The sequence below is a fragment of the Nocardia sp. NPDC058114 genome (assembly GCF_042884695.1).
In the GTDB taxonomy this organism is placed as follows: Bacteria; Actinomycetota; Actinomycetes; order Mycobacteriales; family Mycobacteriaceae; genus Nocardia.
This window is the reverse complement of sequence record NZ_JBHVTK010000001.1, coordinates 1079349-1094761: the sequence shown is the minus strand read 5'-3', so window position 1 is coordinate 1094761 and position 15413 is coordinate 1079349. Positions and strand designations below refer to the sequence as shown.

The following is a 15413-nucleotide window of genomic DNA, read 5'->3' as shown; positions in this document are numbered from 1 at the left end:
AGCAGTGGTGACGCTCGACACGGCCCTCGACGACGCAATCGGTCGCATCCCGGCGCGCTAGCGACCGACCTCGGCGTCGGGCATCGCGTCGATGCACCCGAGTCACCAGCACCGTCGATCACCGGGAGAGCCCGTGTCCACCATCGCATGGACCGAAGAGCACAGTCAGCACACCGCCGTCTGGCATTCGGAGAACGGCGCACCCGCGCCGCGCACCGTCACCACCGCCGACGACCGGCTCTCGGCCGATCACGCGTATCGCCGCATCAGGGCCGGTGAGGCACTGCTGTGGCAGGGCGATTACAACAATGGTCGCCAACTGTTACAAGCGCTGGGCCGGCGCGCCGATCGCAAGCCGGCGAAGAAGCCCGCAGGCGGTGATCTCGGCGCGCTCTACGAACACGAGCGAATCCGAAGGCGCACCCGGGCGGGCATTCTCGGCAGTCTCCTGATCCGGCTGAGCAAGGGCTACGAGCTCGATCTGCGCCGGGCTCCCGACGTGGCGGCGGCGTGCGAGGCGGCGTACGGTCCGGCGGACGCCGAACGCGTGGTCGCCTTCACCGAGCTCCTCGGTGTGGTGAGCGCCTACCGGTGGCAGCAGCAGGGTGTCGAAGTCCCCGCGCTCGGAGCGCGGGTGTACCCCGGATACGGCGTGTTCTCGCCCACCCGAAGCGAATACGTCGATCTCGTCGCCGACGCGCCACTGGATCCCGAGATCCGCACCGCGTTCGATCTCGGTACCGGCACGGGCGTGCTGGCCGCGCTGCTCGCCACCCGCGGCGTCCCCGAGATCGTCGCCACCGACATCAACCCGCGGGCGTTGCGGTGCGCGAAGGACAACGCCGAACGGTTCGGCTTCGGCCGGACGATCGCCGTGACCGGACCCACCCTGTACCCGCCCGGCCGCGCCGATCTCGTGGTGTGCAATCCGCCCTGGCTGCCCGGCGTACCGACGTCGGACCTGGAACGCGGTGTCTACGACCAGGATCAGTCGATGCTCACCGAATTCGTCCGCGACCTGCGCGCGCACCTCACCCCCCACGGCGAGGGCTGGCTGGTGCTGTCCGACCTCGCCGAACTGCTCGGCCTGCGCCCGCCCGACCACATCCCCCGCCTGCTCGACGACGCGGGCCTGTCCGTGCTCGGCAAGCTCACCACGCGGCCGCGCCATCCGCGCGCGACCGATCGCGACGACCCCCTCGCCGCGGCCCGCACCGCCGAGACGACCACGCTGTGGCGGTTGCGGACTCGCTAGCGAAAGCACAGGATTCTGTGTCGATCACACGACGAGCGGACCGGATCCGGTGGTCTGTCCCCACGCGAGCCGCTGCGACTGGCAGGATGCGCGGTACATCGTCCGGCAGCACCGCTCTCGAGGAGATCCCGCCAAGGTGACCAGCATTTCGCAGGACCGACCCTTCATTCGCGCGCTCGTCGGCGTCGGCATCGCCGCGGCCGCCCTGGTGGCACTCGCCCCCGCCGCGCAGACCGCACCGATGCGGCAGGCAGTGATCCCCGGCTGCGCACCCGCCGCGGCGGGTCAGCCCAACGGCAAGCAGTGGCCCACCGAACCGGCACTCACCATCGACACCGCGGCGAGCCACACCGCCACCCTCGACACCACCTGCGGCGCAGTCACGATCGCGCTCGATGCCGCTGCTGCCCCGCGCACGGTGAACTCGTTCGCCTTCCTCGCGAGCGAGGGCTACTTCGACCACACCCGCTGCCACCGGCTCACCACCCAGGGCATCTTCGTGCTCCAGTGCGGCGATCCCACCGCCACCGGCATGGGCGGCCCCGGCTACAAGTTCACCGACGAGAACCTCGCGGGCGCGGTCTACCCGGCGGGCACCGTCGCGATGGCCAACGCGGGCCCCGGTACCAACGGCAGCCAGTTCTTCCTGGTCTACCGCGACACCCAGCTGCCGCCGAACTACACCCCCTTCGGCACCATCACCGAGGGCCTGGACGCGCTGACCAACGTCGCCAACGCCGGTGTCGCGGGTGGCGGCGCCGACGGCACCCCGGTGGCCGATGTGGTCTTCAACGCCGTGACCACCACACAGGGCTGATCCGCGACGAGGGCCGCGCCTCCCGAATCGGGAGACGCGGCCCTCGTCGCAGCAGGCTGGTTCGATCAGCCGGCGCTGATCGAACTGAACAGGTTCTGGATGGTCTGCAGGATGATCTCGGTCAGCAATTCAGCGGCGGAACCGGCCATGACAACGCTCCTCGTAAGTCCTCATCAGGTGAAACGAACAAGTGAAGCGTGCCCTATTCACTTGCCGCCGCGCAGCGTTTCGGTGAAAAAAAGTGCACAGAAACGCGAAGGCCGCGCCCCACCGGGACGCGGCCTTCGCGGCTCGTGACTACAGGTACTGACCGGTGTTGGACTCGGTGTCGATCGCCCGGCTGGCCGAGGCGTTCTTGCCCGTGACGAGCGTGCGGATGTAGACGATCCGCTCACCCTTCTTGCCCGAGATCCGGGCCCAGTCATCGGGATTGGTGGTGTTGGGCAGGTCCTCGTTCTCGGCGAACTCGTCGACGATCGAGTCGAACAGGTGCTGGATCCGCAGACCCGGGTTACCCGTGTCGAGCACCGACTTGATCGCGTACTTCTTCGCCCGGTCCACGATGTTCTGGATCATCGCGCCGGAGTTGAAGTCCTTGAAGTACAGGACCTCCTTGTCACCGTTGGCGTAGGTGACCTCCAGGAACCGGTTGTCGTCGCTCTCGGCGTACATCCGCTCGACGACCTTCTCGATCATCGCCTCGACGCACGCCTGCTTGTCGCCGTCGAACTCGCGCAGATCGCTCTCGTGCAGCGGCAGCGTCTCGGTGAGGTACTTCGAGAAGATGTCCTGCGCCGATTCCGCGTCGGGACGCTCGATCTTGATCTTCACATCGAGACGGCCCGGCCGCAGGATCGCGGGGTCGATCATGTCCTCGCGGTTGGACGCGCCGATCACGATGACGTTCTCGAGACCCTCCACACCGTCGATCTCCGAAAGCAGCTGCGGCACAACGGTGGTCTCCACATCGGAGGAGACACCGGAACCGCGGGTGCGGAAGATCGAGTCCATCTCGTCGAAGAACACGATCACCGGGGTGCCCTCGGAGGCCTTCTCGCGTGCCCGCTGGAAGATGATGCGGATGTGGCGCTCGGTCTCGCCGACGAACTTGTTGAGCAGCTCGGGGCCCTTGATGTTGAGGAAGAACGACTTGGCTTCCTTGGCATCCTGACCACGCGATTCGGCGATCTTCTTGGCGAGGGAGTTGGCCACCGCCTTGGCGATCAGCGTCTTACCGCAGCCGGGCGGACCGTAGAGCAGCACACCCTTGGGCGGGCGAAGCGCGTACTCGCGGAACAGATCCTTGTGCAGGAACGGCAGTTCCACCGCGTCGCGGATCTGCTCGATCTGGCGGCCCAGGCCACCGATGTCGGTGTAGTCGACGTCGGGAACCTCTTCCAGCACAAGGTCTTCGACCTCGGCCTTGGGAACGCGCTCGAACGCGAAGCCCGCCTTGGTGTCGACCAGCAGCGAATCACCCGGGCGCAGTTTGCGAATCGGCGAATCGGGGTCGGCCATGTCGTCGTATTCGGCGATCTTGGACAGCGGACCCGACAGCCACACCACCCGCTCTTCGTCGGCGTGGCCGACCACGAGGGCGCGCCTGCCGTCGTCGAGAATCTCACGCAGCGTGCCGATTTCGCCGATGGCGTCGAAATTTCCGGCCTCGACGACGGTGAGTGCCTCGTTGAGGCGCACGGTCTGGCCGTATTCCAGTGCGTCGGCGTCGATGTTGGGCGAGCAGGTGAGGCGCATCTTGCGCCCGGAGGTGAAGACGTCGACCGTCTGATCCTCGTAGGCGTGGATGACGATGCCGTATCCGCTCGGCGGCTGGCCGAGACGATCGACTTCCTCGCGCAACGCGATCAGCTGCTGGCGCGCTTCTTTGAGCGTGTCCATCAACTTGCCGTTGCGGATGGTCAGCGAATCGATCCTGGCTTCCAATTCGCGTGCGCGATCCGGCGAATCGGCGAGTTGCCTGCGAAGAGCAGCCGACTCGGCGCGTACCGCCTCGAGCTCTCGCCAGGCCGCCGAATCCGAATTCTCGTTGGGGCTCATGATGCTGCTCCTCCCAGTCCCGGTCTATCAACGCTACCGGGCGCGGTCCGTTCTCGCTTTCCGACATGGTTTCGTCGTGATCACATCTTGTACGGTCGGTACGACATCAACCACACATTTGCACCTGTTAGGCTCCCCTAACACCCCGTACGGGGCACTCGCCCAACGAGTCGAAAGGTTGCTGTCCATGCTCCTTCCTCCCCGCACGATCCGTGTCACCGTCGCCGCCGCCGCTGCGGCGCTCGCCGTCACCGTCGGACTGACCGGTTGCGGCGATTCCGACGATTCCACGACGAATGCCACCACGAGCAGTACCAGTATCGCGGCCGCTCCGTCCAGCGTTTCGGCAACTCCGGCACCTTCGGGTGACAACGCCGCGGCACCCACCGCCGATTCCCTGAAGGCGACGCTGATCAAGTTCGCCGATCCCGGAGTATCCACCGACGACAAGGCGAAACTGATCGTCAACGGCGACGCGCACAAGTCCAACATCGATCAGATGAACGGCATGCTCGCCGGCTACACCCTGACCTTCGCCGTCGACAACGTCGCGACCAGTGGTGACACCGCCACCGCCGATGTGACGATCACCTCTCCGCACGGCACGGCGCCCGCGTTCCCGGTCACCTGGCAGCAGGAGGGCGGCACGTGGAAGCTCTCCGACGCCAGCGGCTGCCTGCTGCTCGGCTTCGCCCAGGCTCCCTGCACGCCCGCCTGACCGATCGGCACGGCCCGGACGGCCCGCGAGTACCGCCCCGGCCGTACCGTCGCTGTGCACCGCACGCAGGCCGCAAGATCACCCGGGCTGGATCGATTGCCACCGACCTGCGGTCCACGCCCGCGTAGTTCCACTCAGCGACCGGGGTAGTTCCGCGCTGTGTCCGTGGCGCGAATTCTGCGATGGTCTCTGGCATGAGCGTTGTTCCCAGTGTCGCGGTGGTGGCCGCGAACACCCCGGCCGATCGGGACCGGTTCCTGGATCTGCTGCGGATCTCGTCGCTGGTGGTGGTCGTCGCCGGTCACTGCCTGATGCTGACCGTGACGGTGTCGGGCACCGAGGTGCGTTTCGGCAATGTGCTCGCCGATCTGCCGATGCTGCGCCCGCTCACCTGGGTTCTGCAGGTGCTTCCGCTGTTCTTCTTCGCGGGCGTGGCCGCGGGTGCGCGCGGCATCGGGCCGGGGACATCATGGGGCGCTTGGCTTTTCCGGCGCACCCAGCGGCTGGTCCGGCCGCTCGGCTACTTCGTGGCCGCCTCGGTGGCGCTGCTGGTGGTGGCCGATCTGGTGCTCGCGCCGGGGTGGCATCGTCCGCTCGCGGTGACGAGCGTGCAGCTGCTGTGGTTTCTCGGCACGTACCTGGCGGTGCTGGCGATCGTGCCGTCGCTCGCGGCGCTGATCACCAGCGGTGGCCGGATGTTCGCCGCGGTCGCGGTGATCGTGACAGGCACGGCGATCGTCGACGCGGTGCGGCTCACCGGCGGGCCGAGCGAGCTCGGCTACCTCAACATGGTCGTCTGGCTGGTGCCCGCGGTGCTCGGGATCGGGTATCTGCGTGGCCTGCTGCGCCGGCGGACCGCAGCGGTGCTGGCCGCGGCGGTTCTGGTCGTCGACGTGCTCTTGGTCCTGGTCGGCCCGTACGAGGTGAGCATGGTCACCGTGCCGGGCCAACGGCTGTCGAATCTGGCGCCGCCCTCGCTGCTGCTGGCCGGGCACGCGGTGATGCTGTGCTGCGCCGCCGTCGCCGTGGCGCCCTGGCTGCGCCGTCTCGCCGCCCGCCCGCGCGTCTGGTGGTCGACCGTCATCGGCAACACCGGGGCCATGACGCTGTACCTGTGGCACATGCCCGCCCTGCTCACCGTGCTCGTACTCAGCCACCTGGCGGGCGCCGACCGCGCCGCACCCACCGAATCCGGATTCTGGCTGCTCACGGCAGTGCAGCTCACCGCGACCGCCGCACTCACCGGCGCGCTGTTCCTCGGCCTGCGTGGCCTCGAGAACACACCGCTGCGCTGGTGGGACGGTCCGGTCGCGGCAGTGCGGGGCGTCCGCTCGGCCGCCACCGTGCTGACCGTGATCGCCGCCGGGATCGCGATCCTGCAAGCCACCCGATGGGGCCTCACCGCAGACGGTGGGCTCTGGTTCGCAGGCGCGGCGGCCGCATTGCTCGCCGCCCGCCTGCTCACCCGCGCGTGATCAGCCCTTGGACGGACGCCGCTGCGGCTTGGGCGTGACAGTGCCCTCGGCCAGCCGCCGCGCGCTCACCAGGAACGCGGTATGGCCCTGCATGCGATGCTCCGGGCGCACGGCCAGGCCGACGACGTGCCAGCCACGCACCATCGACTCCCACGAGCGAGGTTCGGTCCAGCATTCCTGCTCACGCAGCGCCTCGACCACCTTGGACAGCTGGGTGACGGTGGCGACGTACACCACCAGCACCCCACCGGGAACCAGCGCCTTCGACACCGCGGGCAACGCGTCCCACGGCGCCAGCATGTCGAGCACGACGCGATCGACCTGCGGGCCCTCGTACTGCGCCACGTCGGCGATCGTGATCGACCAGTTCGCCGGCCGCTCGCCGAAGAAGGTCTCCACGTTGCGGACGGCGTGCTCGGCGTGGTCGTCGCGGATCTCGTAGGAGATCACCTCACCCTCGGGGCCGACCGCGCGCAGCAGCGAGCAGGTCAGCGCACCCGAGCCGGCGCCGGCTTCCAGCACCCGCGCGCCCGGGAACACATCGCCCTCGTGCACGATCTGGGCGGCGTCCTTGGGGTAGATCACCGCGGCGCCGCGCGGCATCGACAGCACGTAGTCGGTGAGCAGCGGGCGAAGGGCCAGATACGGGGTGCCGTTGACCGACTTCACCACGGTGCCCTCGTCGTTGCCGATGAGGTCGTCGTGCTTGATGCCGCCGCGATGGGTATGGAATTCCTTACCCTCCTCGAGCACCACGGTGAAGAGGCGTCCCTTACCGTCGGTCAGCTGCACGCGGTCCCCGATAGCGAATGGACCGGTTCGTCTGGCCGTCATTGATCTCCCGTTCTTCGAATGGACCTGTCAGCCTGCCAGGCGCCGCGGTTTGCGCGATCGACGGGTCAGCTATTTCGCGGCGGACGCGCGATCGTGTCGGTGTGTGCGGTTAACCTGCGAAACATGTCAGCGCCCTTGTCCGTGCCCCTGACCGACGACACCGCCGACGCGCCGGTGCATCGGTCGCGTCCGGCGTTGTCGCCTTCGCGGGCAAGCGATTTCAAGCAGTGTCCGCTGAAGTACCGGTTGCGGGCGATCGATCGGGTGCCGGAACCGCCGTCGCGAGCGGCAGTGCGCGGGACCGTGGTGCACGCGGTACTGGAAGATCTGTTCGGGTTGCCCGCGGCCGAGCGTCAGCCGGCACGGGCGGCCGAGTTGGTGCCGGGGGCGTGGGAGCGTGTGCGCGCGGAGCGCGACGGGGTGGACGAGCTCGTCGCCGAGGGTGGTCCGCAGGCGCTGTTCGACGAAGTGCGCACGCTGGTCGCGAGCTATTACGAGCTCGAGGACCCGCGCCGATTCGAGCCGCACGCGCTCGAGGAACGGGTCGAGGTCGACCTCGACGGCGATATTCCGCTGCGCGGTTTCGTCGACCGCATCGACGTGGCGCCCAACGGCCTGCTGCGCGTTGTCGACTACAAGACCGGTCGCTCCCCCGGCCCCCTGCACGAAGCGCGAGCGCTGTTCCAGCTCAAGTTCTACGCGCTGATGATCCTGCGCACCCGCGACATCGTCCCGGCCCAGCTGCGCCTGATCTATCTGGCCGACAAGAACATTCTCACCTACACACCCGAGCGCGAGGAACTGGACCGCTTCCAGCGCATCCTCACCGCGCTGTGGCAAGCCATCATCGACGCGGGCCGAACCGGGGACTTCCCGCCCACTCGCAACTCGATGTGCAAGTTCTGTGACTTCAAGCCCCTGTGCCCCGAGTACGGCGGCACGCCACCGCCCTATCCGGGCTGGCCGGTCCAGGCCCCGGCCCCTGCCGACCTGGTGACAGAACGTCTCCCCGAAGACGTATGACCGCACCCACTGTCCGGGTTAAGCTGCGCACACCCTATGCAACTCGTTGAATATGAGGTGAGCTGACAGATGCATCCTTTCCGCACGGCGGTCGAAGCACGAGACGAAGCGGCCATCGAGGCATTGCTGGCCGAGAATGTGGTCTTCACCAGCCCCGTCGCCTTCCAGCCCTATCCCGGCAAGGCCATCACCGCGGCCATCTTGCGCGCGGTGATCCGCGTCTTCGAAGACTTCCGCTACGTGCGCGAGATCGGCGAAGGGCGCGATCACGCCCTGGTGTTCGAGGCCACCGTGGACGGCAAGCAACTCACCGGGTGCGATTTCGTCCACCTCGACGAGGACGGCAAGATCGACGAACTGATGGTGATGGTCCGTCCGCTGTCGGCCGCGACCGCACTGGCCGCGCGGATGGGCGCGCAGTTCGAACAGATCAAGGCCGAGGCGACCGCGAGCAGCCGGGCTGATTCCTGAGGCTGCCCGCGGCGGGCACTCAGACCGCGAAGTCGCGGAACAGCAGCACCGAAAGACCCAGGCCGACAGCGAGATTCACGACCGCCGCCGATCCGAAGACCACGATCGGCCGCCACCCGGCTTCGCGCAGCCCGCGCAGCGAGAACTCCAGACCGATGGAGACGAAGGCCAGGATCAGGAACCAGGTGCGCAGGTCGTTGATGACGGCGATGTGCGCGGCGCCGGTCTTCTTGTCGACCGACTGCAGATACAGCGTGCCGATGATCGAGGCGGCGATGAACCCGAGCACGAATTTCGGGAACCTGGCCCAGAATTCGCCGAGGCTCGGACGAGCGGCGCCCTCGGTACGATCCACGCGGAACGCGAACCAGGCGGTGAGCGCGATCGCCACGAGACCGATGAGTGCGTTCTGCGTGGTCTTGACGATCGTCGCGATCTGCAACGACTGCTCACCCGCCAGCGCACCCGCGGCAGCCACCGCGGCCGTGGTGTCGATATTGCCACCGATCCACGCGCCTGCCACCGCATCGGAAAGTCCGAAAACATCAGCGAGCCAAGGCAACAGGAAGATCGACGGCAGCGCGAAGATGATCACCAGCGACGCCGCGTAGGCGATCTGCTCGCGTCGTGCCTGCACCGCACCCGCCGCCGCGATGGCCGCGCTCACCCCGCAGATCGACACCGCCGACGACAGCAGCGCCCGCAACTTGTCGTCGAGACCGAGCACCCCGCCCAGCCACCAGGTGAACCCGAAGACGATGGTGATCAACGCCAGCGCCTGCACGATCGACGGAGCGGCCGCCGTCACCAGGATCTTCAGATTGATCGAAGCGCCGAGCAGCACCACCCCGGTCTTGATGAAGAACTCGGTCCGGAAACCGGCCGAAAGCCGGTCCCGCAGGCCGATCTTGCTCAGCACCACATTGCCGATCAACCCGATCGCGATCGCGTACACCGGATACTCGACCGTCTTCGCGACCCGCTTGAAGGGTGTATCCGCGGCCCACTGCGGAACATGGGTGTCGAAGAACCGCGTCAACGCGCCCAGCGCCAGCACCAGCACGATCCCGGCCACGATGTCGCGCACCGCAGGCCGCGCATTCGCCTGCAACGCCGCGGTTTCCGACGTCGTCCCGGTCTCCCCCATCACGGCACCAGCCAGTCGGGGATCGCGCCGACCAGTACCAGACCGATCAGGACGAGCCCGACGACGGTAGCCAACCAGTCTTCGTTCCAGCTGAATGCGCTGCCCGGCCGAGGCTCGGGCTGTGTCTGCGACACGGTGACTCCTTGCTGTTCCTCATCGAGAAAACGCAAGGTAGCAACGGAATCGCGAGGGCACACCGATTGCGTTCAGCCTGAGCGGATCTCGCCGCTGACCGAATGATCGGTGACATGATGTACGAGGGGCAGGCCTACTGCAGGCGACGATCCTCTTCTTCTTGCAGGCGGCGGCGTTCCTCTTCGCGCTCGACCTGCTCCTTCTCGATCTTCTCTTCGTGCTCGTTCTTGTTCGACATGTTCGCCCCGATCACTGATTGTCCGGACAAATCTGCGATTCCAGCCTACTCGCGGCGGGTATCCATCGCGGGGTCGATGCGACCACGACTACCCTCGGTCCGTAGGGGAATCCCCTCGGTAGCGACCTGTCGGTGCACCGCCGTCGCGGGTTGTCATCCATCGAGCTGAGGAGACAGATGAATCGCACCATGTCCAGAGCCGTGGCCGTCGCGGCTGTCGCGGTGTCGATCGGGATCTACCCGACCGTGGCATCGGCCGAGACGTCAGCGGGGCCGCGGATTGCGCAACCGGTGATCGGCGGTTACCCGACGGCGCCGTTCGACCCGATCTGCCCGTTGTGCTTCATTCGTGAGGCGCTCGAGAGTCTGTCGGCGAAGTAGGAACGCCGACAGCTCCACCTGCACGAAAGCCCCCCACCTGGATGAACACAGGTGAGGGGCCTCCGGTCGTCAGGGCTCAGAAAGCCCGGCAGGAGCGGATGTCGGTGGCGAGGATGGCCTTGGCGCCGAGGTCGGCGAGGCGGTCCATCAGTTCGTTGCCCTGCTTGCGGGGAACGAGCGCGCGCACGGCGACCCACTCGGGATCGGTCAGCGGCGAGACCGTCGGTGACTCCAGCCCGGGGGTGATCGCGACGGCCTGGTCGAACAGCGACTTGGGGCAGTCGTAGTCGAGCATCAGGTACTGCTGGGCGAAGACGACGCCCTGGATGCGGTTGATGAGCTGATTGCGGGCGCGGTCGTCGCGGTCGGACCCGGTGCGTTCGATGAGGACGCCTTCGGAATCGCACAGGGACTCGCCGAACGCGACCAGGTTGTGCTGACGCAGGGTGCGCCCGGATCCGACGACGTCGGCGATGGCGTCGGCGACACCGAGCTGGATCGAGATCTCGACCGCGCCGTCGAGGCGGATCACCTCGGCGTCGATGCCGAAGCGGGCAAGGTCGGCGCGGACCAGGTTCGGGTAGGAGGTGGCGATGCGCTTGCCCGCCAGATCCTCGACCTTCCAGTCCTCGCCGGCGGGGGCCGCGTAGCGGAAGCTGGAGCGGCCGAAACCGAGCGAGAGCCGCTCGCTCACCGGGGACCCGGAGTCCAGCGCCAGATCGCGGCCGGTGATGCCGAGGTCGAGCTCACCGGAGCCGACGTAGATGGCGATGTCCTTGGGACGCAGGAAGAAGAATTCGACCTGGTTCGCGGGATCGAGAACGGTGAGATCGCGGGAATCGGTCCGCTTGCGGTATCCGGCCTCGCTCAGGATGGAGGTGGCGGCTTCCGACAGCGAACCCTTGTTGGGAACTGCGACGCGCAACATGGGAATGGGGTCCTTTCGGGGAAGTGAGAAACGTGTCGATCGGGACGGATCAGCCGTCACAGATGTCGGTACACGTCCTCGAGCTTCAGCCCGCGACCCAGCATCATCACCTGGAGCCAGTACAGCAGCTGGGAGATCTCCTCGGCGAGCGCTTCATCGCTCTCGTGCTCGGCGGCCAGCCAGATCTCGCCTGCCTCCTCCAGGACCTTCTTGCCCTGGAAATGAACGCCTGCGTCCAGCGCGGCCACGGTGCCAGAGCCCTCGGGACGGGTCTGGGCACGCTCGGTCAGCTCGGCGAACAGGGATTCGAAGTTCTTCACGAGTAGAGATTGTTTCATACCCGACCCAGCGGTTTTCCCGGCGCACCGCGCGGTGCGGCACGCCGGGAAACGATCATGCCGGTTGAGCGAGCAGTTCGCGCAGGTCGGCTACGGCGGTGCGCAGGTGATCGGCGAAGGCGTACATCTGGTCGGACACCGATTTGGGGGTGGCCAGGTAGATGTTCCACCGATCCGGCAGCAGCACGTAGGCGATGCCGATGCAGCGCGGGCTGGTCGAGCCGAAGCCGAAGTAGCGGATGTACTTCGACGGGGCCGAGCTGGTCGAGAGGTAGTCGTCGCGCATGATCGTCCAGCCGGGGCTGTCGAACAGCGCGATCCGCTCCTCGGCGACGCCGAGCTGTTCGCCGCGGCGGCGCTGGATCCACTCCAGTTCCCACAGGTGCTGCTCGGGTGCCTGCCCGGCTTGGCATTCCTTGGCCCGCGCGACGTGGGCGGACGCGGCGGTGCGCGCCGCGGCCAGCTTGGTCGCGGGGTCGGCCTCGTCGGACACCATCGCGTCGACGAACGACACCATCTCCGGGGTCACAACGCGCATGGCCTCGGTGCGGCCGTTGCGGAACTGCCGGGTGGCGATGGATTCGTAGGTGGCGCCGGTGAGCCCCTTGCTGCGCCGGTGGGCGAGCTGGTAGCTGAGCTGAGCGAAGGCATCGGGTGAGATGCCCAGCTTCTTGGCCTCGCCGGTGCCGAAGTCGTCGAACGACACCAGCGAGGTGGCCGTGTCGGCGGCGAAGCGGGCGAAGTCGGCGCCCGCCGCGGCGATGTCGGCGCGGGCGGCGGAGTCGAGCACGAACTCGATCGGCTCCACCGAGGGCAGCCCCTGCGATTGCGCGCCGCTGGTCGCCGCGTGGTCCTGGGCGGTCCGCTCGAGCAGCGCGTCGACGAACGACAGCACGGTGGTGCCGTCGAGTCCGCAGTGCTCGATGTTGATGCCGGACTGACCGTCGGCGAAGACGATGAACGTCACCGACTTGTCGAAGTAGCGATTGCCGCTGTCGCCGTGGAGCAGCTGATCGCAAGCGTGCAGTTCGTCGCGCGGGGCGAAGTCTTCCAGGCACACCGAGAACAGCGCCGTCTCCACCGCGTCGAAGGCCTCGACATTGGCGGGCTCGGTGCGCAGCACTTCCCGGCTGCGCGCCCATGCCGCACGGGCTTTCGTGGTGAGATGGCCGACCGAGGTGTCGGTCGCGGCGGGCTTGGTACCGCCCTTGATCACCGCGCGCAGCCCGTCGACCACGTCGTCGAACGCGTACGGCGCGCCGTCGGGTCCGATGACATCCATCCGGAAGATGTTGCCGCGGTAGAAGACCGCGATGTGCCGGGCATCCGAGGGGCCGGGCCATTCCGGGCTGTAGGGCTTGCGGACGCTGTCCTGGATCTCGCCGGGAATCCGGGTCTCGGAGAACAGGTACTTGTTCTGCCACATCGACAGTGCCTGCCCACGCTGGGTCACCGGCGCGATCTTCTCCGCGTCCAGTGCCAGCTTGTAATCGACGGCCGCCCCGATGATGGCGGCTGCCCGCTCGGTCTGCCCGGCGAGGGTCGACGCCGCCAGGGGGGTGTCGTCGCGGAACAGGAACACGAAGTTGGCGTTGATCGCGATCCGGTCGCGGCGGCCCAGATACCGGGACGGCCAGAATTCGTCGAGCCAGCTGCCGACGCCGGGGGTGGCGTCGTAGTCGGCCAGGGCGGCGTGCAGCGCGCGCCCCGCCCCACCGGGGCGCAGCAGCTCGGCTACCGCGCCCTCGGTGGTGGCGTAATCTTCGGCGCCGAGCAGGGGCTGACACCACTGCAGGAACCGCGCGCAACTGTCGTCCAGACTCGGCAGCGGTACCCGGGGCAGCGTGTCTTCGGCGGCGAACGTGGGTTGGTTCAATCCAAGTCCTCAGGTCTCGATGGGATGCGGGCGGGACAGGAACAGGTTGGCGTAGAGCCAGCCTTCGGCTTCGTGGTCGGTGGTGTCGATTCCCTTGGCCGCCAACGCATCCAGCACTTGTTCACGTTCCTGCGACGAGGCGAACCTCCGCTGCTGGAACATACCGGGACGTTGCTCGCTGCGATAGCCGAGCGCGGCCAACTCCTCGGCGATGGGACCGAAATCGAACATCCGCAACACGAAATGCGCCATCCACGGTCGCTTGCGCGGATCTGCTTGGGCGACCCTGGACAGGGTTTTCTCGGTGATGTAGCCGACGCATCCGGTGGAGATCACCAGATCGGCGGAGGCGAGCACACGGCGCTGCGCCTCGGTGGGCTCGGTGGCCTCGAGGTCGGCGTGCACGTAGTCGTGCAGGAGTCCGGCGGCGTGGGCGTAGGTCAGCGCCGGGCGTGCGGCGTCCATCCCGATGAAGCGTACGTCGGGCATCAGGTCGCCGCGCAACCGCTCCCGGTCGGCGGCGATCAACCCGATCTTGTCGGTGTCGACGTGATCGCGGTAGTGCCCGGCCAATTCGTCGACGGTGGTGCCGGTGCGCAGCAGTGCCGCGTTCACCCCGTAGGAGCACCCGAGGTCGAGCACCGTCGGGATCCGGCCCGGCCGAGCGGCCCGCAGCTGGCGCAACTGCTCGGCGAAGTGCGGCTTCGCCAGTTCCGGGATCCGGTAGTCCAGCTCGTTCATCCGCGCGAAGTACGCACGCGGATCCGGACTTTCGTAGATGTCGTCGAAGGATGCTTTACCGGTGGTGTGCAACGGAACGGACATGGGCGGTTCCTCTCAGTCGAGCAGTCGGTCACCTCGGACGGCGTCGGCCGCGGCGGCCACGTGGTCGGGCAGGACACGGCCGAACAACTGCCTGGTGCGTTCGACCGTGCCGATCACCCCTGGACGGTCCGTGTAGGCGAAAATCGCCGAATGTCGTTGGCTCGCACCGGCCACCTCGGTGACGCGGTGCAGGGAGAAGCGGCCCTTGAACAGCTGCAGATCGCCGGGGCGCAGTTCCAGCGCGCGAATGAACCGGGTGCCGTCACCGGTGAGCACGGCGCGCACGTCGTCGAGATGCTCGGCGTGCGGGTCGCGGATGTTGGGGCAGTACTCGAACACGCCGCCGGCGTCGGGCTTGCGTGTGAGCATGCTGACGGTGAATTCGTTGGTGTCGAAATGCCACGGATGCGACATCCCCGGCTCGACCACGTTCAGGCACAAACCTGCCAGTGGGTCGGCGAATTCGTGCAGATCCTCGAGTTCGAAACAATCGGCGACGAAGCGCTGGAACACCGGGTCGGTGTAGAGGCGCTGGATCAGCGCCTCGGCGGGGATCCGGTCGCGGGCCACGAACGCGTTTCCGCGGTCGAGCACGATCCGCGCCGGATGGCCGGCGGGCAGGTCGGCGTCGAGGGGAATGTTGTAGGCGTTGACCCGCTCCACCTTGTAGTGGGCGTGCGGTGCGATCGCCTCCCCCTCGGCGCGCAGTGTGTCGAGCAGCTGCGGGCGGATGAACTCGCGCAGCACCGTACAACCGTCCTCGGCCAGCTCGGCGCGGGCGGCGTCGATAGCCGCCTGCCTGCCCGAACCACCGAGATCGGTGAGTGGATACCGTGCGATGTCGACGATTTCGTCAAGCCCCCGCGTGCCCGTCATGTACCCAGTTTGCGGGAA

General features: G+C 67.5%; 17 protein-coding genes. 7 read left to right on the top strand and 10 right to left on the bottom strand.

Translation table 11 applies throughout. The annotated features are described in order from the left end of the window. The first annotated feature begins 133 nt into the window (after positions 1-133). Together ACFVVI_RS04955 and ACFVVI_RS04950 are read left to right on the top strand one after the other, a co-directional pair. Positions 134-1255 carry a methyltransferase gene (locus ACFVVI_RS04955; protein ID WP_387443275.1) on the top strand — a complete coding sequence of 374 codons (1122 nt, stop codon included), beginning with the start codon at positions 134-136 and terminating at the stop codon, positions 1253-1255. A 136-nt stretch (positions 1256-1391) separates the two neighbouring features. Then, complete coding sequence (locus ACFVVI_RS04950) at positions 1392-2072, top strand: peptidylprolyl isomerase (RefSeq protein ID WP_387443273.1); 681 nt, start codon at positions 1392-1394, stop codon at positions 2070-2072. Between the two features lie 297 nt (positions 2073-2369). Here ACFVVI_RS04950 and arc read toward each other — a convergent pair whose 3' ends face one another. Further along, positions 2370-4130, bottom strand: coding sequence for a proteasome ATPase (arc, locus tag ACFVVI_RS04945; protein ID WP_056809924.1), 1761 nt, complete (start codon positions 4128-4130; stop codon positions 2370-2372). A gap of 187 nt (positions 4131-4317) precedes the next feature. Here arc and ACFVVI_RS04940 point away from each other — a divergent pair, with 187 nt between their 5' ends. Both ACFVVI_RS04940 and ACFVVI_RS04935 read left to right on the top strand, forming a co-directional pair. Then, complete coding sequence (locus ACFVVI_RS04940) at positions 4318-4848, top strand: hypothetical protein (protein WP_387443271.1); 531 nt, start codon at positions 4318-4320, stop codon at positions 4846-4848. Between the two features lie 194 nt (positions 4849-5042). Next, entirely contained in the window at positions 5043-6323 is a 1281-nt protein-coding gene (locus ACFVVI_RS04935) for an acyltransferase (protein WP_387443269.1), read from the top strand. Here the strand turns inward: ACFVVI_RS04935 and ACFVVI_RS04930 are convergent, their stop codons facing one another. Continuing rightward, positions 6324-7157, bottom strand: a complete 834-nt coding sequence (locus ACFVVI_RS04930; RefSeq protein ID WP_358121145.1) for a tRNA (adenine-N1)-methyltransferase — start codon at positions 7155-7157, stop codon at positions 6324-6326. A 123-nt stretch (positions 7158-7280) separates the two neighbouring features. Here ACFVVI_RS04930 and ACFVVI_RS04925 point away from each other — a divergent pair, with 123 nt between their 5' ends. Together ACFVVI_RS04925 and ACFVVI_RS04920 are read left to right on the top strand one after the other, a co-directional pair. Continuing rightward, the gene (locus ACFVVI_RS04925) at positions 7281-8180 is read left to right on the top strand and encodes a RecB family exonuclease (protein ID WP_378988156.1); all 900 of its coding nucleotides are present in this window, start codon (positions 7281-7283) and stop codon (positions 8178-8180) included. Between the two features lie 69 nt (positions 8181-8249). Beyond that, entirely contained in the window at positions 8250-8651 is a 402-nt protein-coding gene (locus tag ACFVVI_RS04920; RefSeq protein WP_358182305.1) for a nuclear transport factor 2 family protein, read from the top strand. 19 nt (positions 8652-8670) lie between these two features. On the opposite strand, the gene ACFVVI_RS04915 is transcribed toward ACFVVI_RS04920, so the two are convergent. The 3 genes from ACFVVI_RS04915 to ACFVVI_RS04905 all read right to left on the bottom strand — a co-directional run bounded on the left by ACFVVI_RS04915 (position 8671) and on the right by ACFVVI_RS04905 (position 10201). Next, the gene (locus ACFVVI_RS04915) at positions 8671-9798 is read right to left on the bottom strand and encodes a YeiH family protein (protein WP_378988160.1); all 1128 of its coding nucleotides are present in this window, start codon (positions 9796-9798) and stop codon (positions 8671-8673) included. After that, positions 9798-9932: a hypothetical protein gene (locus tag ACFVVI_RS04910; RefSeq protein WP_266290015.1), complete on the bottom strand. Its 135-nt coding sequence runs from the start codon at positions 9930-9932 to the stop codon at positions 9798-9800. Before ACFVVI_RS04910 ends, ACFVVI_RS04915 begins: the two co-directional genes overlap by 1 nt. Positions 9933-10066: 134 nt before the next feature. Further along, the gene (locus tag ACFVVI_RS04905; protein ID WP_378988163.1) at positions 10067-10201 is read right to left on the bottom strand and encodes a hypothetical protein; all 135 of its coding nucleotides are present in this window, start codon (positions 10199-10201) and stop codon (positions 10067-10069) included. Positions 10202-10348: 147 nt separating this feature from the next. Here ACFVVI_RS04905 and ACFVVI_RS04900 point away from each other — a divergent pair, with 147 nt between their 5' ends. Then, a complete protein-coding gene (locus ACFVVI_RS04900) occupies positions 10349-10552 on the top strand; it encodes a hypothetical protein (RefSeq protein WP_378988166.1) in 204 nt (67 codons plus the stop codon). A gap of 76 nt (positions 10553-10628) precedes the next feature. On the opposite strand, the gene hisG is transcribed toward ACFVVI_RS04900, so the two are convergent. Genes hisG through ACFVVI_RS04875 form a run of 5 tightly spaced genes read right to left on the bottom strand, consistent with a single transcriptional unit; the run spans position 10629 to position 15395 of the window. Beyond that, entirely contained in the window at positions 10629-11480 is an 852-nt protein-coding gene (gene hisG, locus ACFVVI_RS04895) for an ATP phosphoribosyltransferase (protein WP_378627402.1), read from the bottom strand. A 56-nt stretch (positions 11481-11536) separates the two neighbouring features. Then, positions 11537-11818 (bottom strand): phosphoribosyl-ATP diphosphatase, encoded by a 282-nt coding sequence (locus ACFVVI_RS04890; protein WP_266290031.1) that lies wholly within the window; start codon positions 11816-11818, stop codon positions 11537-11539. A gap of 55 nt (positions 11819-11873) precedes the next feature. Then, a complete protein-coding gene (locus ACFVVI_RS04885) occupies positions 11874-13694 on the bottom strand; it encodes a choline/carnitine O-acyltransferase (RefSeq protein WP_387443264.1) in 1821 nt (606 codons plus the stop codon). Positions 13695-13703: 9 nt separating this feature from the next. Further along, positions 13704-14519, bottom strand: a complete 816-nt coding sequence (locus ACFVVI_RS04880; RefSeq protein ID WP_378988173.1) for a class I SAM-dependent methyltransferase — start codon at positions 14517-14519, stop codon at positions 13704-13706. A gap of 12 nt (positions 14520-14531) precedes the next feature. Then, positions 14532-15395: an arpA protein gene (locus tag ACFVVI_RS04875; protein ID WP_387443262.1), complete on the bottom strand. Its 864-nt coding sequence runs from the start codon at positions 15393-15395 to the stop codon at positions 14532-14534. Positions 15396-15413 lie beyond the last annotated feature (18 nt).

Excerpts from the sequence above, each read along its gene's own strand:
- arc (WP_056809924.1), bottom strand. The coding sequence starts at position 4,130 with ATGAGCCCCAACGAGAATTCGGATTCGGCGGCCTGGCGAGAGCTCGAG.
- ACFVVI_RS04940 (WP_387443271.1), top strand. The coding sequence starts at position 4,318 with ATGCTCCTTCCTCCCCGCACGATCCGTGTCACCGTCGCCGCCGCCGCT.
- ACFVVI_RS04935 (WP_387443269.1), top strand. The coding sequence starts at position 5,043 with ATGAGCGTTGTTCCCAGTGTCGCGGTGGTGGCCGCGAACACCCCGGCC.
- ACFVVI_RS04930 (WP_358121145.1), bottom strand. The coding sequence starts at position 7,157 with ATGACGGCCAGACGAACCGGTCCATTCGCTATCGGGGACCGCGTGCAG.
- ACFVVI_RS04925 (WP_378988156.1), top strand. The coding sequence starts at position 7,281 with ATGTCAGCGCCCTTGTCCGTGCCCCTGACCGACGACACCGCCGACGCG.
- ACFVVI_RS04920 (WP_358182305.1), top strand. The coding sequence starts at position 8,250 with ATGCATCCTTTCCGCACGGCGGTCGAAGCACGAGACGAAGCGGCCATC.
- ACFVVI_RS04915 (WP_378988160.1), bottom strand. The coding sequence starts at position 9,798 with ATGGGGGAGACCGGGACGACGTCGGAAACCGCGGCGTTGCAGGCGAAT.
- ACFVVI_RS04900 (WP_378988166.1), top strand. The coding sequence starts at position 10,349 with ATGAATCGCACCATGTCCAGAGCCGTGGCCGTCGCGGCTGTCGCGGTG.
- hisG (WP_378627402.1), bottom strand. The coding sequence starts at position 11,480 with ATGTTGCGCGTCGCAGTTCCCAACAAGGGTTCGCTGTCGGAAGCCGCC.
- ACFVVI_RS04890 (WP_266290031.1), bottom strand. The coding sequence starts at position 11,818 with ATGAAACAATCTCTACTCGTGAAGAACTTCGAATCCCTGTTCGCCGAG.
- ACFVVI_RS04880 (WP_378988173.1), bottom strand. The coding sequence starts at position 14,519 with ATGTCCGTTCCGTTGCACACCACCGGTAAAGCATCCTTCGACGACATC.
- ACFVVI_RS04875 (WP_387443262.1), bottom strand. The coding sequence starts at position 15,395 with ATGACGGGCACGCGGGGGCTTGACGAAATCGTCGACATCGCACGGTAT.